Source organism: Brevibacillus schisleri (assembly GCF_055685845.1).
In genome coordinates, this window is record NZ_JBVNDM010000001.1 from 442,723 (window position 1) to 461,538 (window position 18,816).

Annotated in this window: 15 protein-coding genes and 2 riboswitches; of the genes, 14 read left to right on the forward strand and 1 reads right to left on the reverse strand. The window is 50.6% G+C overall.

The genetic code is table 11. The features are described from left to right. The first annotated feature begins 17 nt into the window (after positions 1 to 17). From ACUUHJ_RS02370 to ACUUHJ_RS02415, 10 genes are all read left to right on the forward strand, one after another. The gene (locus ACUUHJ_RS02370) at positions 18 to 839 is read left to right on the forward strand and encodes a PHP domain-containing protein (RefSeq protein WP_289675812.1); all 822 of its coding nucleotides are present in this window, start codon (positions 18 to 20) and stop codon (positions 837 to 839) included. Beyond that, on the forward strand, positions 815 to 1,597 hold the full coding sequence (locus tag ACUUHJ_RS02375; RefSeq protein ID WP_289675813.1) for a sugar phosphate isomerase/epimerase family protein: 783 nt from the start codon (positions 815 to 817) through the stop codon (positions 1,595 to 1,597). Before ACUUHJ_RS02370 ends, ACUUHJ_RS02375 begins: the two co-directional genes overlap by 25 nt. A gap of 15 nt (positions 1,598 to 1,612) precedes the next feature. Beyond that, complete coding sequence (surE, locus tag ACUUHJ_RS02380; RefSeq protein WP_289675815.1) at positions 1,613 to 2,392, forward strand: 5'/3'-nucleotidase SurE; 780 nt, start codon at positions 1,613 to 1,615, stop codon at positions 2,390 to 2,392. A 37-nt stretch (positions 2,393 to 2,429) separates the two neighbouring features. Continuing rightward, positions 2,430 to 3,506: an ABC transporter substrate-binding protein gene (locus ACUUHJ_RS02385; protein WP_472298179.1), complete on the forward strand. Its 1,077-nt coding sequence runs from the start codon at positions 2,430 to 2,432 to the stop codon at positions 3,504 to 3,506. Beyond that, positions 3,496 to 5,238, forward strand: coding sequence for an ABC transporter permease (locus ACUUHJ_RS02390; protein ID WP_472298180.1), 1,743 nt, complete (start codon positions 3,496 to 3,498; stop codon positions 5,236 to 5,238). Before ACUUHJ_RS02385 ends, ACUUHJ_RS02390 begins: the two co-directional genes overlap by 11 nt. Further along, positions 5,235 to 6,290 (forward strand): ABC transporter ATP-binding protein, encoded by a 1,056-nt coding sequence (locus ACUUHJ_RS02395; protein ID WP_064202537.1) that lies wholly within the window; start codon positions 5,235 to 5,237, stop codon positions 6,288 to 6,290. The genes ACUUHJ_RS02390 and ACUUHJ_RS02395 overlap by 4 nt, the downstream gene beginning before the upstream one ends. A 170-nt stretch (positions 6,291 to 6,460) precedes the next feature. Beyond that, positions 6,461 to 6,607: riboswitch (cyclic di-AMP (ydaO/yuaA leader) on the forward strand. 393 nt (positions 6,608 to 7,000) lie between these two features. Then, a complete protein-coding gene (locus ACUUHJ_RS02400; RefSeq protein WP_472298181.1) occupies positions 7,001 to 8,227 on the forward strand; it encodes a quaternary amine ABC transporter ATP-binding protein in 1,227 nt (408 codons plus the stop codon). Further along, a complete protein-coding gene (locus ACUUHJ_RS02405; RefSeq protein ID WP_289675824.1) occupies positions 8,211 to 9,050 on the forward strand; it encodes an ABC transporter permease in 840 nt (279 codons plus the stop codon). The genes ACUUHJ_RS02400 and ACUUHJ_RS02405 overlap by 17 nt, the downstream gene beginning before the upstream one ends. Then, a complete protein-coding gene (locus ACUUHJ_RS02410; protein ID WP_289675825.1) occupies positions 9,047 to 9,982 on the forward strand; it encodes a glycine betaine ABC transporter substrate-binding protein in 936 nt (311 codons plus the stop codon). The genes ACUUHJ_RS02405 and ACUUHJ_RS02410 overlap by 4 nt, the downstream gene beginning before the upstream one ends. A gap of 19 nt (positions 9,983 to 10,001) precedes the next feature. Then, complete coding sequence (locus ACUUHJ_RS02415) at positions 10,002 to 10,412, forward strand: hypothetical protein (RefSeq protein WP_289675827.1); 411 nt, start codon at positions 10,002 to 10,004, stop codon at positions 10,410 to 10,412. 58 nt (positions 10,413 to 10,470) lie between these two features. Here ACUUHJ_RS02415 and ACUUHJ_RS02420 read toward each other — a convergent pair whose 3' ends face one another. Then, positions 10,471 to 10,839, reverse strand: a complete 369-nt coding sequence (locus ACUUHJ_RS02420) for a Na-translocating system protein MpsC family protein (protein WP_012684130.1) — start codon at positions 10,837 to 10,839, stop codon at positions 10,471 to 10,473. Positions 10,840 to 11,080: 241 nt separating this feature from the next. Further along, positions 11,081 to 11,227: riboswitch (cyclic di-AMP (ydaO/yuaA leader) on the forward strand. 886 nt (positions 11,228 to 12,113) lie between these two features. On the opposite strand from ACUUHJ_RS02420, the gene kdpA reads away from it, so the two are divergent. The 4 genes from kdpA to ACUUHJ_RS02440 are packed head-to-tail and all read left to right on the forward strand — an operon-like array spanning position 12,114 to position 18,805. Further along, a complete protein-coding gene (gene kdpA / locus ACUUHJ_RS02425) occupies positions 12,114 to 13,787 on the forward strand; it encodes a potassium-transporting ATPase subunit KdpA (RefSeq protein ID WP_289675830.1) in 1,674 nt (557 codons plus the stop codon). Between the two features lie 26 nt (positions 13,788 to 13,813). After that, positions 13,814 to 15,853, forward strand: a complete 2,040-nt coding sequence (gene kdpB, locus ACUUHJ_RS02430; RefSeq protein ID WP_472298182.1) for a potassium-transporting ATPase subunit KdpB — start codon at positions 13,814 to 13,816, stop codon at positions 15,851 to 15,853. A 36-nt stretch (positions 15,854 to 15,889) separates the two neighbouring features. Continuing rightward, positions 15,890 to 16,453 carry a potassium-transporting ATPase subunit KdpC gene (gene kdpC, locus ACUUHJ_RS02435; protein ID WP_064202545.1) on the forward strand — a complete coding sequence of 188 codons (564 nt, stop codon included), beginning with the start codon at positions 15,890 to 15,892 and terminating at the stop codon, positions 16,451 to 16,453. Between the two features lie 21 nt (positions 16,454 to 16,474). Continuing rightward, positions 16,475 to 18,805, forward strand: a complete 2,331-nt coding sequence (locus tag ACUUHJ_RS02440; protein WP_289675834.1) for a universal stress protein — start codon at positions 16,475 to 16,477, stop codon at positions 18,803 to 18,805. Positions 18,806 to 18,816 lie beyond the last annotated feature (11 nt).

Sequence of the window (18,816 nt, forward strand, 5' to 3'; positions counted from 1 at the left end):
AAACAGGAGGAATGGTCATGCTGGATTTGCATATGCACACGACTGCTTCTGACGGAAAGCTGTCACCTCGGGAATTACTCATAGAGGCCAAAGAGCGTGGTGTGAATTGTTTAGCTATTACCGACCATGATACCGTGGATGGTTATCTGCTTGCCCGTGAGGATGCCGAACAGCTCGGCATACAGCTTATACCGGGAATTGAGTGGAATACAGACGGATCGGAGGACGAACTACATATTTTGGGGTACGGCCTGGATATATCCGATGCTCGTTTGCTTCATGTCATGGAAAGACGGCAACGGGAGCGTATCGAGTGGATCAACGAGATAGTTGTAGGTTGCAATCGACTGGGGCTGTCCATTTCTATGGAAGAGTGCATGGCACGGGCGAACGGCGGCGTGATGGTTCGTACGCATATTGCAGAGGTCATTGCAGACCGAGGCTACTGTTCATCTCCCCAGTCTGCCTTTGAGACGTATTTGCGCAAAGGGTGTGCCGCTTACGTGCCCCGTCCTATCTTTTCTGCACGGGAAGCGATTGAAATTACCCATGAAGCGGGCGGAATTGCTGTACTGGCTCATCCTGGCATCTACCTGTTTGAGGTTCAGCTCAATGCGTTGCTTGAATACGGAATCGACGGCATTGAGGTTTATTATCCGAGACATTCGGCAGCACAGATGGCTTTTTGGGAGAGACAAGCCAAAGCCCATCATCTCATCCGTTCGGGAGGAAGCGACTTTCACGGTCATCGCTCACGCAACCCATATCCGGTCGGTAGCGTGCCAATCCCGGCAGAGGTAAAGGAGTGGTGGAAATGCTGTATGTTTCATCAACACTGATGTGGGCTTACCCGGTAGAGGCGGCTGTCTTGATTGCGCGTCAATACGGATTTGCAGGTATGGAGGTATGGGCGGAGCACGTCTGGTTTTACCAAAGTGACCCGAAAGAAATCAAACAGGCCGCAAAACGAGCGGGAATGAAGCTGACCTTGCATGCAGCAAGCTGGGATTTGAATTTGTGTTCGCTGAATCATGGCATTCGCAAGCAATCTATTGAAGAAGTGAAGCGTTCCTTGACGCTAGCAAGTGAAATCGGAGCCAAAAGTGTAACCATCCATCCGGGACGAGTGACGCTGTCTCCCAGAAACCGAAGCTGGCATGAGCCGATTCTGATTGAGAGCGTGAATGAGCTGGCGTACGAAGCAAGGAAAAAAGACTGTATGTTGTCTATCGAGCACATTGAGCCTCTGCCGAAGGAAATGATCGTGACACCGCAAGATATGAATCAACTGAGAATGGCATTGGAATACCCGACGACAACCACGTTTGATATTGCTCATGTTCCTCTTTCCTGTTCCTTGTCGCAATTTTACAGCGAGCTAGAGGGGATCGATAAAATTCATGTGAGCGACGCTACGGCAACCAAGCTGCATGTGCCATTAGGAACAGGAGAGATTGATTTGCCAGGCATTTGGCCGTTGTTGTTTAAAGAAAAGAGACCCGTTGTTGTGGAAGGCTTCGATGATGCGAGGAGCTTGTCTCAGCTCAAGCAAAACATGGTTTATTTACGGCAAGAGGATTGTGTTTCATTTGGATAGGAGGTCCGTATTATTTTGAATATTCTCATAACAAATGACGATGGAATTTTTTCAAGTGGAGTGCTTTGTCTGGCACAGGCACTTCAGCCCTTTGGCAATGTATCCATTGTCTGCCCGGATCAAGAACGTAGTGCGATCAGCCATGCCATTACGTTGAAATCGCCAGTCAAAGCAAACAAAGTAAACTTTTTTGAAACCTCGCTGGAAGCATGGGCCGTCAATGGGACACCGGCAGACTGCGTCAAGATGGCGATTGAGGTCATTCTCAAGGAAAAGCCAGATGTAATTGTATCTGGAATCAACTGTGGACCGAATCTGGGACGGGATGTCTTTTATTCAGGTACGATCTCAGCAGCGATTGAGGGGGCGATGTATCAGATTCCTTCTATCGCCATATCTCTCGCTACGTTGAAGCCAAACCCGAATTTTTCAATCGTCGAGCCGCTTGCCTACGAAGTATTTGAAACCCTGCTCAGACACAAGCTCAGTCCCGAAACGGTTCTGAACATCAATCTCCCGTATTTGTCCAGGGAAATGGTAAAAGGAGTAGCAGTCACGCCGCTGGCCATGGATGTTCTGCGCTATCAATATGTGGGTTTGAACGATCCGCAAGGGTATATGTGCTACTGGCTCTCTGACCACTTGAGTGAGCTCCACTTTGAGGACGAGGAATCCGATTATTACAAGCTTCGCGATGGTTATATCACGATTACTCCTTTGCAATTAAACATGACGAATACTGCCATGAAGGCAAAAATCGGCAAATGGTTTCAAGGCGCGAAGCAAAGCACTTAACTGTTAACCACTCATGATTTTTAGGAGGAATAAACAAGTGAAACGTGTTCTTAGCCCAAAATGGACCCTTTCTTTATTCGCAGCCGTTTCTGTCTTTGGACTGGCAGCCTGCGGTTCCCAGCCTTCTTCCACATCACCAACCCCGGCGGCGAACACTGCAGCGACATCTGAGTCTGCCCCTGCCCCAGCAAAAATTGCAGGGTCGCTGAGCTTTTATACCTCCCAGCCAGATGCAGACGCCCAAGCATTGATCGAGGGTTTTACGAAAAATAATCCGGAGGTAAAAGTAGAGCTGTTCCGATCCGGTACAGAGGAAGTGATGAGTCGCTTGCAGGCGGAGGCACAAGCTGGGCAGGTAAAAGCAGATGTGCTTTTGGTAGCGGATGCACCGACCTTTGCTAGCCTGAAAAAACAGGATTTACTCATGCCGTATGCTTCGCCCGAGGCTAAGGACATTCCGGCGGAGTGGAGGGATGCAGAGGGCGCTTATACGGGAACCAAAGTGATGGCAACCGTTCTTGCAGTCAACAGCAGCAAGGTTGCCGCTCTTCCGGACAGTTGGAAGGTTCTGACCAGTCCGGAAGCCTCGAACAAAGCGACTATGCCAAGTCCACTCTACTCTGGGGCAGCAGCCTATAACGTAGGCGTACTTACTCGGCAGGCTGATTTTGGCTGGGACTACATAGCTGGACTCAAAGCAAACCAGATGACAGTCACTAAAGGAAATGGTGCTGTATTGAAAAGCGTCGCAGGCGGCGAGAAGGAATATGGGATGGTTGTGGATTACCTCGTAGCTCGGGCGAAAAAAGACGGCTCTCCAGTCGAGCTTATCTATCCAAACGAGGGTGTTCCTGTCATAACCGAACCAATCGGGATCATGAAAGCAACGAAAAATGCAGAGGCAGCAAAAGCGTTTGTCGATTATGTGCTCTCGGAAGAAGGACAGCAGCTTGCAAGCAGTCTTGGGTACACCCCGATCAGAAAAGGCATCGCTGCTCCGGAAGGGCTACGCGCTCAAGACCAGATCAAGGTGCTTTCGGCGAATACAGATGAACTTGAAGCGAACAGAGAGGCGGACAAAAAGAAATTTGGAGAGATGATGGGTGCAAAGTAACTGGCAGGCAGCAGTGTCCGAGCGCAAGATGGGGGAACGGCGAAAAATAGCCGTACCCCTGTCGTTGGAAAAGGCGGCCACATGGATCGTGCTGGTGCCGGTCGCCTTCTTTTTTATTTATCCGTTGTGGAAGTTGATCGCTCTTAGTGTGCAAACAGAAGCAGGGATCGGTCTTCGATACTTTGCGGATGTGATCACACATGAACGCACGTGGAACGCTATCGGTCACAGCGTTACGGCGGCAGGAGCTTCTACGCTCATCGCGTTAGTCATTGGCGTGTCGCTGGCTTGGTTATGCGCCTATACAGACATACGCTGGAAGTCTGCCATTCACGTACTTGCTCTGTTGCCATTGCTGATTCCCTCGTACGTGATGACCTTGGCCTGGACACAACTGGCAGGTCCGCAAGGGGTATTGAACCGGGCAGCGAGCTGGCTTTATGGTGGGCCTTTGGAGCTGTGGGACGTCTATGGATTGGACGGGATCATTGTTGTAATGGGTCTCACGCATTATCCGTTGGTCTACATGCTCACGCTATCCGTTCTGTATCGGATTCCCAAAGAACTGGAATGGGCGGCTCATTCTTCAGGGGCTACGGCTACGACTGTATTTCGTAAGGTGACACTCCCACTCGCCTTACCGGGAATTGCAGGAGGTGGGCTGCTTGCTTTTATTTCCGGACTCGATAATTTTGGTGTCCCTGCGTTTCTCGGGATCCCGGAAAATATCCCTTTATTGAGTACGTTGATTTATGAGGAGGTCATCGGATTTGGACCGAGCGCTTTTGCGCGGGCATCTGTCTTGTCTATTTTGCTTGGCGTGATAGCATTGGCGGGAACAGGAGTACAGTGGCTCTTTTTGCGTAAAAGCCGGGTGGACCAGACCAGTGCCGAGGACAAATCGATTCGCCGTCACTTGGAAAGATATCGACGGGCTGTGGAGGTTCTTGTTGGACTCTTTTTGTTGGTGACGAGTGTGCTTCCTCTCTTGTCCATGGCAGCGAACGCTTTCATCAAGGCGTATGGGTTGCCTTTTGTTCCGCAAAATCTGACGTGGAAGCATTTTGCATTTGTTCTGTTTGACCATGTTGGAACGAGAGCGGCCATCGGCAATAGCCTGATGCTGGCCTGCTTGACTGGCGTCTTGTGCGTGGTGGCTGGAACATGGTTCGCTTACTGGCGCATCCATCGGCCTTCCTTTATGGGAAAAGTAATGGAAGGAGCTGTCGCTTTGCCGTATGCTTTGCCCGGTATGGTGCTTGGTCTGGCGATGATTTTAACGTGGATCGAGCCGATTCCCAGCTGGCAGCCAGGAATATATGGAACGGTTTGGCTCATTTTGATTGCGTATGTGACTCGCTTTTTGATCTTGCAAGTAAAAAGCAGTACGGTCTCCATTATGCAGGTGGGCAAGGAAGTAGAAGAAGCAGCACGGATCAATGGTGGGCGATTTTGGACGAGGTGGTCCCGGATTTTGCTTCCGCTCTATGCACCGGGAATGGCAACAGGCTTGTTTCTGGTGTTCCTGACAGCATTTACTGAATTGACAATATCATCGCTTCTGTGGTCATCCGGTTCGGAAACGATCGGTGTCGTTATTTTTAGCTTTGAGCAGGCGGGATCAACGACTCATAGCACGGCCCTTTCTTCGTTGATCGTAGTGGCCATCCTGCTGGCTTTGACAATTGGCGGTTTATGGAAGCGATATTGGCAACGGAGGGTACAGGGATGAACAGTGCAAGAGTGAAGGGCGTTTCCAAAAAATTCGGAGATGTGACGGCGCTCCACCATCTGGATCTACAAATTGGACAAGGGGAATTCGTTGCTTTGCTCGGGCCGAGCGGTTGCGGAAAAACCACACTGCTTAGGCTATTGGCAGGTTTTGAATCGCCTACCAGCGGAGAAATCTGGATCAATCAAGAGTGCGTAGCGGACCAGGCAAGAAGAAAGCCGCCAGAGGAGCGGCGGATTGGTATGGTGTTTCAGTCATTCGCACTTTGGCCGCATTTGACTGTCTATGAGAATGTGGTGTTTCCGTTGCAACATCAAAAGCACGTGCCTGCCGCTTACAAAGATAAACCAAAGGCACGGGTGGCACAAATGCTGGAGATGGTTGGTCTCGGAGGAATGGAAGAGAGATTTCCCAATCAGCTCTCTGGTGGACAAAAGCAGCGTGTTGCTCTGGCGCGGGCCATCGTATTTAACCCTACGCTGCTTCTGATGGACGAGCCATTGAGCAGTCTCGATGCAGAGCTGCGTATGCAAATGCGCAAAGAAATCCAATTTATTCACCGCGAGCTGGGTACTTCCATCGTCTACGTCACACACGATCAGTCAGAGGCACTAGCTATGGCGGATCAGATCGTCGTAATGAAAGGCGGGAGGGTGGAACAAGCAGGTAGCCCGCATGATATATACTATTCGCCCCAATCTCCTTTTGTCGCCAAGTTTGTGGGACGGGCCAACTTCTTAAAAGGAAACTGGTCTTGCCCCAATACCTTTCTGTTGGAGAGGCAAGGAGAGCCAGCGGTACCGATTGCCGTTTCCCGAGACTTTTCTTCCTTTCATGCTCAGCAAATATTGCCGGTTCGTCCCGATCAATTGAAGCTCGCAGCGTGGCAGCAAGGAATGGAAGGCGTTGTCGGAAAGGTATCTCATGTGCAATTTCAGGGGCGAGAGCTGCTTTATTCGATCCGGGTCGGGGAGGATGACTGGGAGGTTGTCACGGACATCAGTCAGCGCTTTTCCTATGAGGAGCGTGTATGCGTAGAGGTTTGTGTGTAAAAAGGGAAAGATAGCCAAGAGATTCTTCAATTGGATGAGCATGAACCATCTAAATCAATGCGACTCATTAAGAAAGGCGCTATTCTGTTTGATTCAACGAAAACGAACGTTCACAATAACTGGAAGCGAGCGTATAATCAAAATCACAATCACGATCAAATAAGCAACAAAACACAATACGGCCTAGTTCCGATATTCTCGGAAGCGGGGGAACCAATCTTTTGGGGTTAATCCTGAGTGATCAGGAGGGATGAGGAAATGTCTTCTCTGCCATCCTACCCGTCAGCTAACCTCGTCGGCCAAAGCAGGGAAGGTCATGGATGGATAAAGTCTAGGCATATAGTGCGCAACAAGGGGATTCCTTGCGGGCGTGTGATAGGCCGATACAGGCTTTTTCTTTGGGACCTTTGTTCTGGAGAAAAAGAATGGATCGGCCTATTTTTTATGGAAATACCGACGAGCAGCTTACGCCGATACAACGTGAAGGGAATGGTGTGGATCGCTGAGAGGCAGTCGGTACGACATAAACCGCTGACAATCGAAATCAGGAAGACAGAGTACAGGGAGTCCTGAAAATGGACGCCAGGTATTACGTAAGCCTGCGGATTTTCAACACGAGTAAAAATCAAGCGTGCCTACTTGGTTTTGCTGGAGTGTCGAAACTTCGCGGGCTTTTTCCATTTACGAAAAAACGAAGGATGAGGGATATCATGTCCAAAATGAAAGTCCATCAACTTACAAAAGTGTTCGGCAAGCAGCCCGAGCTGGCCTTGAAGCTGCTGGCGGAAGGACGTACAAAAGAACAAATTTACAAGCAAACCGGCCAGTCCATCGGTGTCAATCAGGTCAGCTTTGAAGTCGAGGAAGGTGAAATCTTCGTCATTATGGGCCTGTCAGGCAGCGGCAAGTCCACCTTAATCCGACTGTGTAATCGACTGATTGACCCAACGAGCGGAAGCATCGAGATCGATGGGGAAGAGATCGTGGACATGAAGGCAGCAGCTTTGCGTGAGGTGCGGAGGAAGAAGCTCGGGATGGTTTTTCAAAATTTCGCCCTGTTTCCGCAGCGGTCGGTACGAGAAAACGTGGAGTTTGGTTTGGAGATTCAGCAAGTACCGCCAGGACTCCGGCAAGAAAAAGCACGGGAAGCACTTGCGCTCGTTGGATTAACCGAGTGGGAAAATGCGCACCCGGATCAACTGAGCGGAGGGATGCGCCAGCGGGTCGGGCTGGCGCGGGCATTGGCTAATAATCCAGATATTCTCTTGATGGACGAAGCGTTCAGTGCACTGGACCCGCTCATTCGAAAAGATATGCAGGATGAGTTGCTGGAGCTTCAGATGACGATGAAAAAGACGATCCTGTTCATTACGCATGACTTGCATGAGGCGTTGCGACTGGGCGATCGGATTGCCTTTATGAAAGACGGGCAGATCATTCAGATCGGCCGCCCTGAAGAAATCATGGCAGACCCCGCGGATGAATTCGTGCGGAAGTTCGTGGAGGATGCCGACCTGTCCAGGGTGCTCGTTGCTGAAAATGTGATGAAACGGGCAGAAGCAATCACGCCTGACAAAGGGGCCCGAGTGGCGCTGCAACTCATGATGGATAATGGTGTGTCCAGCTTGTACGTCGTGGACAAAAAGCGCACACTGCTCGGATTGATTACGGCGTATGACGTATCACTCGCGATCAGTACGGGAGATTCGCTGGAGGCAATCATGAAAACCGACCTCCCTACCGTTTCGCCTGACGCACGTCTGCACAGCTTGTTCCCGATGATGGCAGACCTGCATGTCCCGATTGCGGTAGTGGGCGAGCAGCAGCGTTTGTTGGGTGTCATCGTAAAAGGAGCGGTGCTAGGCGGGCTGGTAGGCAAAGTCAATGTACAAGAGCATCAGAGAGCAGAGGTGATGAGTGATGGACGTCGTGCCTAAGCTACCGATTGGCGGTTGGATGGAAGGGTTCGTGGAGGTGCTGGGCCAGTACAAAGGGGTATTGTTTGATCCGGTGGCTATCGTCATTTCCACGATGGTGACTTACTGTTCTACGGTTTTGGCAGAGATACCTTCGCTGATTCTCATCTTGCTGCTGGGGGCCGCTGCGTGGGTTTTTGCAGGGAGAGCGTCCATGGTCTTTACGGTTGTTGGACTTTCTCTCATCCACAACTTGGGGTACTGGGATGAAACGATGGAGACATTGGGACTCGTCCTCACTGCTACCATGATTTCGATCGTCATCGGGATTCCGGTGGGCATTCTTTGCGCGAGACACGATACGTTTCGCAATCTAGTAACGCCAGTACTGGATTTGATGCAGACGATGCCAGCGTTCGTTTATTTGATTCCCGCGATCTTTTTCTTCGGTTTGGGCGAGGTGCCGGGAGTTATTGCCTCCGTTATTTTTGCTTTGCCGCCAATCGTGCGTCTCACGAACTTAGGCATACGTCAGGTCCCAGCGGAAATGGAGGAAGCGGCGGACGCCTTTGGCGCAACTGGGTGGCAAAAGCTCGTGAAAGTACAACTGCCATATGCGAAATCGACGATCTTGGCGGGAGTCAATCAGTGCATCATGCTCGCCCTGTCGATGGTGGTCATAGCGGCTATGATCGGGGCGAAAGGCTTGGGTGCAGACGTATATCGCGCCGTATCGCAAGTGGATATAGGAAGAGGATTCGAGGCGGGGTTATCCATCGTGATCATCGCTATCGTATTGGATCGGCTTACCCAACATGCAGGAAAAAAGGAGCGAAACACATGATGAACAAAATGGTTCCAGCTATATTGGCAGTCATGATGGGAGCGACAGCTTGGCTCGCAGGCTGCTCTAATCAAAACACAAACACACAAATACCGACAGCAACGGTGGTCGGTCCGATTCCTTCTGAGACGTCGGACAACGTGCTAGGAGAAAAGCTCGACTACAAAATCATCGGAATCGATGCAGGAGCAGGCTCGATGGTAAAGACAGAGGAAGTCATGAACCTGTATGGCTTGGATAAATGGCAACTTGTCGAAGGTTCAGATGCCGCTATGACAGCAGCTTTGATCAAGGCGTACGAAGCGAAGGAACCAATTATCATAACGGGCTGGACGCCGCACTGGATGTTTAAAAAGATGGATTTGAAATACTTGGCGGACCCAAAGAACGGCTTTGGCGGAGCGGAACAAATTCATACCATCGTGCGCAAAGGGCTGAAAGAGGATCAGCCTGCTGCCTATCAATTTCTGGATAAGTTCTGGTGGGAGCCAGCCGATATGGAGTCGGTCATGGTTCAAATGATTGACGGAAAAGATCCAGAAGTGGCCGCTGCGGAATGGGTAAAAAACAATGAAGCCAAAGTAGCGAAATGGGTGGAGGGCATACAGCCTGTCCAAAAAGAGAAGCTGACTCTCGCTTATGTAGCATGGGATTCCGAGATTGCCAGCTCGCACGTCGTCGAGCATGTGCTTGAGCAGAAGCTGGGGTATGAGGTCGAATTGAGTCAGGTGCAGACTGGACCGATGTGGGCAGGTGTGGCCATTGGGGATGTAGATGGGATGGTTGCAGCGTGGCTGCCGTCTACAGATACGAGCTATTTGAAAAAATTCGGTGGGCAAATCGAGGATTTGGGTCCGAATCTCGACGGAACCAAAATCGGACTCGTGGTTCCTTCGTACATGAATATCTCGTCCATTGAGGATCTCCAATAAGGGAAGGGGAGGTGCTGCTATGAAGCATTATCTCGTAATAGGCAAGGGGGAAGCTTTCACTTCTTTTGTCCAGACACTATGCTGCGACAGTTTGCCTGCGTTTTGGGGAAGGAATCCAGGTGCCTTTTCATTGAAAGCGGGGCCTGGAGATAAGACGATTCAGCGTTTTTTGCCCATCTCATTTGACGAGTGCTACCGCGATCAGGAATCCTTGCTGATATACCAATCCGTCTACATCTTTCCCGATGAGTGGGCGGAGGGACGCGACTTCGTTACACTGTTCAAGCAGCTGGGCACCTGCCGGATTTTTGTGATGACGCAGGAGCATCGGAACGCGATGTTATACAAGGCGCTCGGGGCGAATCACGTCATCGTGAGTCAGCCCGGGTATAAAGGCTACGGCTGGTTGGCTGAACAGATGAGTGGCTAAGAGAGAAATAGAAAAGGCTCCGCCTGCAAATGAGGCGGAGCCTTGTTTTCGTGAAAATTTAGCCCAACATTTTTTCGAGGTCCTTGTCCAATACATAAACCTCGATCCGTTCACCCATCTTCGTGCTGATGTCGCTATGGCTCGATAGTACCTTACAGCTGGTCAGCTTTTCTACGATTTCTTCCGATTCTTCACTGTACATTTCACGGAGAACCTCGCGCATTTCTTTGACGATGCGGCGACCTTTATCGTGACTGGACAGATGCTTTTCTTCGACGGTGAGAACGCCCTTGAACCTTGCGATGACCATATCACCGACGATGTAGGTCTTCGCTTCCTGCGGACCTCGTCCGATCAGTTCGCGTTGAAATTTTATGAATGCTTCGCTGATTTCAGCTTCCAGCTTTTTCTTGTTAGAGATGGCCAAACGCCATACCTCCCATAATTTATCATTGTGCCTAATATTACTCAGCAGTCTTGGGGCTGTCAAACAAATAGGCTGATAATGTGAAAACGCAAGAGAAACGATGAAATATCATGATCGGATGAGGCCTGATAGGTTTAAATCGCTTACACGGATAAAGAATGCAGAAATCGTGTGAAAAAGACTGAAATAGGACATTAACATCCGATTATGCCAGACGTATAATGAGATTCGTAACCAACAATTGCAAATATGGCCAAATCCCGAGGCACTCGGGAACGGAGGACCCAATCAGTAGGGGTTAATCCCACGAATGAATCGTGGGAGGGATGAGAAACTCTTTCGCCATCCTACCCGTCAGCTAACTTCGTCGGCTAAAGCGAGGGAGGTCTAAAGACCGCCTATTTGAGGAGGCCTTTTTGTTATCCGTATCGGACGACAAAGGTTGACTCGAAACGTAATGCAGGTCTTTTCGTTTTGCTCAAAAACGGCCAATGACCGTTGTTACTTACAAGAAAATATCTGTTTTTTTGAAAAAGGAAACGGGAGACAAAACGCAAAGAAGGCAACTTCAAGTCGGCTGGGCGTTAGGTAGACCAATGAGTACTTTTTCTCCGATACAAAGGATCGTTTTTATTTGCCGCGAAAAGGCGGGCGACTTCTTTCGCCTGTTTATCTTTCGCTCGGTCAAATGTGGCGATCTTCGGGGAAATCGTAAGCATTGGTCTATTTTTTTATCCCAACTGGCAGGTTTTCTTCAAAAAAATGTGTGTTCAAAAAGGTGGCTTTTCAGCACCGAGAAAGTGGCGAGAACCTGAAGAAGGAGGAGCGGAGTGTAGGGGACCTACATGAGCACCGGACTTTGAAGGTGAACGACACTTTCGACGTCGCATAAGCCCTCAGGACTACTACGTGATCAAAAGACAACTTTTTGAACTACCTTTACAAGAAAGCTGGTACAGGGGATAGCGAGAGAGACGACTCGGTCAGACTTCACGGAATCATTCATACGGCAAAAAAAGGAGGGACATGGCATGGACGTGGTTTCCATATTGCTCTTGGCGCTTTCATTCGGTGTATTTTTTGCACTCATCAAGTTTTGTGACGCCGTGGTAAGAGAACAGGGAGGGAAAGAGAAATGATCTGGTTGCTTTTGATTATGGCAGGGCTTGCGATGTACCTGTGCCACGCATTGATTTACCCGGAAAAATACTAGGGGTTACCCGAATCATTCGTTTATTTGGAGCCATTTTTTAGAGGGAGTAGGAGGAACTGTCGTGGACTTTATACAAATAGCGTTGGTTTTGGTGGTGCTTTTCGTGCTCGCCATACCGATGGGAAAATATTTGGCACGCTCCTTTTCGCTGGAGACGACCCGATTGGACCGTATTTTTGGCGGGTTGGAAAAAGCGATATACAAGCTGTCTGGCATTCGCGTAGCAGATATGACCTGGAAGCAGTACGCAATGGCTGTTCTAGTAAGCAATATTTCGATGGTAGCGATTGCGTATCTCTTGCTTCGTTTGCAAGGGATGTTACCTGGAAACCCGAGTGGAATCGCGGCGATGGAGCCGTTGCTTTCTTTTAACACGGCTGTCAGCTTTTTGACGAATACGAATCTTCAGCATTACAGCGGCGAGAGCGGATTGTCGTATCTATCGCAGATGCTGGTCATTATTTACCTGATGTTTACGACCCCAGCGACAGGGATCGCGGTCGTGATGGCCTTCATGCGCGGGCTGACTGGACAACGCAGCATCGGTAACTACTACGTAGACCTAGTACGTGCTCATACACGTGTGTTGATTCCACTGGCGATTGTCGTGACATTGCTTTTGGTGTCCCAAGGCGTGCCACAGACGATGGAGCCGACCGCAACAGCGACAACCATTAGCGGAACGGAGCAACAAATCGCTCGTGGTCCCGTTGCTTCACTCGTATCGATTAAGCATTTAGGAACAAACGGGGGCGGATTCTTCGGGGTAAACTCTTCGCATCCATTTGAAAACCCGACACCGCTAACAAACGTGATCGAAATTTTGTCGATGTTCTTGATCCCAGCGGCACTGCCGTTCGCATTCGGCTTCTTGGCGAAGAGCCGCAAGCAAGGCTGGGTTATTTTTGGAGCGATGTTCGTGATGTTCCTGGCGTTCCTGATTACGGCATATGCCAATGAAGGAAACGGCAACCCTGCGCTGGAGCGGGCAGGTCTGTCACAAGAAATGGGCAGCATGGAAGGGAAAGAAGTCCGATTTGGTATCGCACAAAGCGCCTTGTTCACCGCCGTGACAACAGCGGCAACGACAGGAACCGTGAACAACATGCACGATACATTGACACCACTTGGCGGCTTGGTTCCGCTCGGTGAAATGATGCTCAACTGCGTATTCGGGGGAGATGGCGTCGGAACGATTAACATTTTGATGTACGCGATTTTGGCTGTATTCTTGGCGGGCTTGATGGTAGGGCGTACGCCTGAATTCCTCGGCCGCAAGATCGAAGGAAAAGAGATGAAGCTGATCGCCATCGCGATTCTCGTTCATCCCCTGATTATTTTGGCGCCAACCGCCATTGCATTGGCAACAGAAATGGGATCGTCCGCAGTGTCGAACCCAGGCTTCCACGGCATTTCACAAGTGCTGTACGAGTACACTTCTTCCGCAGCCAACAACGGTTCCGGTTTTGAAGGATTGGGTGACAACACGCCTTTCTGGAACATTTCTACCGGACTCGTCATGCTGTTTGGCCGATACGTCTCAATCATTACGATGCTGGCAGTAGCAGGCTCCTTGCTCGCAAAAACGCCGGTACCGGAAACGATGGGTACATTGCGCACTGACAATAGTGTATTCACAGTGATTTTAATTGCGACGGTGTTGATCGTAGGCGCACTGACATTCCTGCCTGTGCTTGCTCTAGGCCCAATCGCCGAGTGGCTTACGATCCGCTAATACTAGAGGCAAAGGAGTAGTTTTCCATGAGTAAAACGCGCACGGTTGCGCTTCCTAAAGATTTGTATCAACGGGCCTTTGTCGAGTCTTTCAAAAAACTGGACCCGCGTGTGATGATGAAAAATCCAGTCATGTTCGTGGTAGAGATCGGGTTCTTCATTACGCTTCTCCTGACGTTTGTGCCCAATTTGTTTGGGGGAGCTTCGGACCCGTTTTACAACGGCGTCGTCAGCTTGATCCTGTTCGTGACGATTTTGTTCGCCAACTTCGCAGAAGCCTTGGCAGAAGGGCGCGGCAAAGCACAGGCAGAGAGCTTGAAAAAAACGAAGCAGGACACGCAAGCAAAAAAAATGGGGAAAGATGGTCGTATGCAAGTCGTCAGTTCCACAGAACTGCGAAAGGGCGATCTGGTTATCGTGGAAGCAGGCGAGTTGATTCCATCCGACGGGGAAATCGTCGAGGGTGTCGCCTCTGTGGACGAATCAGCGATTACGGGTGAATCTGCTCCGGTCATTAAAGAAGCTGGTGGCGATTTCAGCTCTGTCACGGGAGGCACACGTGTCGTCAGTGACCGCATCCGTGTCCGTGTGACGACTGATCCCGGCGAATCGTTTTTGGATCGCATGATTTCGTTGGTGGAAGGCGCGAAGAGACAGAAGACCCCGAATGAAATCGCGTTGAATACGCTGTTGGTCAGCTTAACATTGATTTTTTTGATCGTTTGCACGACTTTGCTGCCGATAGCCAACTATGTACATGCAGCCATTCCGGTTGCGACACTAATTGCTTTGCTCGTTTGCTTGATTCCAACCACGATTGGCGGACTCTTGTCAGCGATTGGGATTGCGGGGATGGACCGGGTCACACAGTTTAACGTCATCGCCATGTCTGGTAAAGCCGTTGAAGCATCCGGTGACATCAACACCATTATTTTGGATAAAACGGGAACGATCACGCATGGTAACCGAATGGCTGCCGAGTTTGTAACCGTAGGCAACAGCAAAAGCACGGAATTGAACCGAGTAGCTGCACAAAGCTCGGTTCATGACGAAACACCGGAAGGACGCTCTGTTGTAGAGCTGGCGAAAAAACAAGGGCTGGCACCTGCTGAACTAGATTTACCCGGTTCCGAAGGCGTGGAGTTCCGCGCTGAAACAAGAATGAGCGGGACGAATCTGGCAAACGGGGTCCTCATCCGTAAAGGAGCCGTCGATGCCATCAAGAAATACGTGACAGAGCAAGGGGGCAACATTCCTGCTGATTTGGATGAAAAAGCAAACCGGATTGCAACGGCTGGCGGCACGCCATTGGCTGTAGTAGAAGGCAATGCGATTCTCGGATTGATTTATTTGAAGGATACCGTAAAGCCAGGGATGCGCGAACGCTTTGAAGAGCTGCGCCGGATGGGAATTCGTACGGTCATGTGTACGGGAGATAACCCGCTGACAGCAGCGACGATTGCCCGCGAAGCAGGTGTGGACGATTTCGTAGCCGAAGCCAAGCCGGAAGACAAGATTGCGCTGATCCGCAAAGAACAAGCGGCAGGCAAGCTGGTCGCCATGACAGGTGACGGTACGAATGACGCCCCAGCTCTCGCACAAGCCGATGTTGGTCTGGCGATGAATACGGGAACGGTAGCGGCGAAGGAAGCAGCGAACATGGTCGATCTGGATTCTGACCCGACCAAAATCATCGAGGTCGTGGCGATTGGCAAGCAGCTTTTGATGACGCGCGGTGCATTGACGACGTTCAGTATCGCCAATGACGTAGCGAAATACTTCGCGATCATTCCTGCGATGTTCATGCTGGCGATCCCACAAATGAGTGCGCTCAACATTATGGGCTTGGCTACACCGCAAAGTGCGATTTTGTCCGCGTTGATCTTCAATGCGATCATCATCCCGATCCTGATTCCGTTAGCGATGAAAGGTGTGAAATACACGCCGATGAGCGCGACAAAGCTGCTTAGCCGCAACCTGGTGATCTATGGCTTGGGAGGAATTATCGTTCCGTTCGTGGGTATCAAGCTGATTGACTTGATTTTGAGTGGATTGAATTTAATTTAATTCATATTGAAAAAAAGAAAGCTCAGGTGAACTGATATGATTTTGAAAAATTTACGTCTCAGCCTCGTTTTGCTGCTGATTTGCGGCGTTGCCTACCCGCTGGCGATGACAGGGATTGCACAGGTTGTCATGCCTGCACAAGCAAGTGGCAGTCTCATCACCGATGGGAGCGGCAAGGTGGTCGGCTCCGAGCTGATTGGGCAGACCTTCACAGATCCGAAGTACTTCTGGGGACGCATTTCTTCTATTGATAACAATGCGTCAGGCTCTGGCTCGAACAACTACGCGCCATCCAACCCGGCCCTGATCGAACGTACGCAAAAGGATATCGCCGCATTTCTAGCAGCGAATCCTGGCGTGAAGCAGGAAGACATCCCGGCTGATTTGCTGACTAACTCCGCTTCCGGTTTGGACCCGCATATCTCGCCAAAGGCTGCACAAATACAAGTAGAACGTGTAGCCAAGGCGCGCAATCTCGAGCCGGTACAATTACAGGCTTTGATTGAAGCGAATACAGAGGGAAGAAGCCTTGGTGTATTCGGAGAGCCGCGTGTCAATGTAGTGAAGCTGAATTTGGCTTTGGACGAATTAAAGAAGTAAAGAATGAGGGAGGGCTGCGAGATGGTAGAGCAGTTTCGGCGAAAGTCCCCGGAGGAAATCTTGCAGTCCATCTCCAGAATGCACCGGGGCAGGCTGAAAATCATTCTGGGGGCAGTCAGTGGTTCAGGTAAAACCTATCACCTGCTCATGGAAGGGCAGACGCTTAAGAAAAAAGGGATTGATGTGGTCGTAGCTGGCTCAGGTGAGGCCACTCATCCAAAGCTGGCGCAAAAGCGAGAGGGTTTGGAGCAAATCGAGCCAATCATCTGGTATTCCCTCGGAGAGGCGAGGCATGATCTAAACATTGCAGCTATTATTGAGCGTGACCCGGAAGTCGTGCTCGTAGACGGTTTGGCTCATCGAAATCGTCCAGATGCCCCGCTTCCAACGAGCCTGGACGATGTTCAGTATTTGCTGAACCACAATATTAGTGTGATTGCGACGGTCAACATTTACGAGTTAGCCGGGATGAAAGAAATGGCGGAGCGACTGACGAAGGCAGAAGTGCGGATCGACCAGTGTGTCCCTGAGGATACGCTTGCCATGGCTGACGAGGTGAAATTGCTCGACGTCACGCCAGAAGCCATTCTGAAACGGCTGCAAGAAGATGATCGCAACCCAACTCGAACCAAGCATCCGTTGTTTCGTAGAGACAATCTGCATATGCTGCGAGAACTCGCTCTTCGGTTCGTAGCTACTGGTGTAAACGAGGATTTGGAGGATTATCGGGAGAAGCACGGCATGGTAGGGGCTTCAGGAGCCACAGAGAAGGTGCTGGTTTCTGCCCAGTATCATTGGAACGGCTCGATATTGGTTCGGCGCGGACAACAGGTTGCCAAGCGGCTCGGCGGAGAGCTCTTGGTCGTCTGTTTTCTCCCTTTATCCAAAAAGCTGACGAAAGAAGAAGCGACTTTTAAGAGATCCATCGGAAAGCTCGTGGACAAAGTCGGTGGTACCTTTGAAGAGCAGATGCTTGCACGTGAAAAGGACGTAGCAAACGGGCTTGTCGCCTATGCGATGGAGAATAATGTGACCCGCATCGTCATGGGGCAGTCCAAGCGTACGCGCTGGGAAGAGATATGGTATGGCTCCATCGTCCATAAGATTCTTCGGCAAACGAAAAATATCGATATCTTGATCGTGGCGGATCGTTCCGAGCGGGACGGTGAGCGTGTCATGCCGACCAAGCGAGAACAGGCGGTAACGGTCAATCCGTACCGACGACTCTCCGATGAGGAGATGCAGCAAGAAATCGGGAAAATCAAGCGCGGGACGCTAAAAGTATATGTGGGAGCCGCACCAGGTGTCGGCAAAACATACACGATGCTCCGAGAAGGTAACGAGCTCGCTGAAAATGGCATCGACGTGGTGATTGGGCTTTTGGAAACGCATGGACGAAAAGAAACCATTGAGCAGGTAGGGGGACTTCCTCTTATCCCGCGCAAGCGCATCCCGTATAAAAATGTGACGCTAGAAGAAATGGACACGGACGAAATTATCCGGCGAAATCCGGAGGTCGTACTGGTGGATGAGCTGGCACATACGAACGTGCCAGGGAGTGCCTATGAGAAGCGATATCACGATGTCGAGAAGATTTTGGCTGCGGGTATTTCCGTCATATCCACGATGAACATTCAGCACCTCGAGAGCTTAAACGACAGCGTCGAGCAAATCACGGGAATCCGCGTTCGGGAGACGGTGCCGGACCATATTCTGCATCAGGCAGATGAGGTAGAGCTGATAGATATTTCACCCAAGGCACTGCGTCAGCGGATGCGGGAGGGAAATATTTACGCGATGGAAAAGGTGGAGCAGTCACTGACCAACTTTTTCAAAACAGGGAATTTGATCGCGTTAAGAGAGCTGGCCTTGCGTGAAGTGGCGGACGACGTCGATGAACGCTTGGAGGCATGGGAGCGACGAACGCTGCGCGGGCCTTGGCGGCAGCAGGAAGTCATTTTTGTCTGTGTGAATTTGCGGGCAGACAGTGAACGATTGATTCGCCGAGGGTTCCGTATTGCGTATCGGCTGAAGGCGTCCTGGCATGTAGCGTACGTGCAGGATCATCCGTCGCTGACAGAAGAGGAAGAGACGCAGCTGGCGAAGCTAAAGGCACTAACAGAGCGGCTCGGAGGTCGTTTTGAACGATACGAAGCCCCTTCCCGACGCAAGGTTTTCACCAAGCTAGTTTGGCATATGAACGAAAAAGGAACGACGCAGGTTGTCATCGGGCAGTCGGCGCGAACCCGCTGGAAGGAAATTCTCGAGGGTTCGGTCATTCAGCGATTATTGCGGGAGGTCCGACACATGGATGTGCTGGTCGTGGCCGATCACGCACCCGATATGATGTGAGGGAGGGTAAT

Excerpts from the sequence above, each read along its gene's own strand:
- ACUUHJ_RS02370 (WP_289675812.1), top strand. The coding sequence starts at position 18 with ATGCTGGATTTGCATATGCACACGACTGCTTCTGACGGAAAGCTGTCA.
- ACUUHJ_RS02375 (WP_289675813.1), top strand. The coding sequence starts at position 815 with ATGCTGTATGTTTCATCAACACTGATGTGGGCTTACCCGGTAGAGGCG.
- ACUUHJ_RS02395 (WP_064202537.1), top strand. The coding sequence starts at position 5,235 with ATGAACAGTGCAAGAGTGAAGGGCGTTTCCAAAAAATTCGGAGATGTG.
- ACUUHJ_RS02400 (WP_472298181.1), top strand. The coding sequence starts at position 7,001 with ATGTCCAAAATGAAAGTCCATCAACTTACAAAAGTGTTCGGCAAGCAG.
- ACUUHJ_RS02405 (WP_289675824.1), top strand. The coding sequence starts at position 8,211 with ATGGACGTCGTGCCTAAGCTACCGATTGGCGGTTGGATGGAAGGGTTC.
- ACUUHJ_RS02410 (WP_289675825.1), top strand. The coding sequence starts at position 9,047 with ATGATGAACAAAATGGTTCCAGCTATATTGGCAGTCATGATGGGAGCG.
- ACUUHJ_RS02415 (WP_289675827.1), top strand. The coding sequence starts at position 10,002 with ATGAAGCATTATCTCGTAATAGGCAAGGGGGAAGCTTTCACTTCTTTT.
- kdpB (WP_472298182.1), top strand. The coding sequence starts at position 13,814 with ATGAGTAAAACGCGCACGGTTGCGCTTCCTAAAGATTTGTATCAACGG.
- kdpC (WP_064202545.1), top strand. The coding sequence starts at position 15,890 with ATGATTTTGAAAAATTTACGTCTCAGCCTCGTTTTGCTGCTGATTTGC.
- ACUUHJ_RS02440 (WP_289675834.1), top strand. The coding sequence starts at position 16,475 with ATGGTAGAGCAGTTTCGGCGAAAGTCCCCGGAGGAAATCTTGCAGTCC.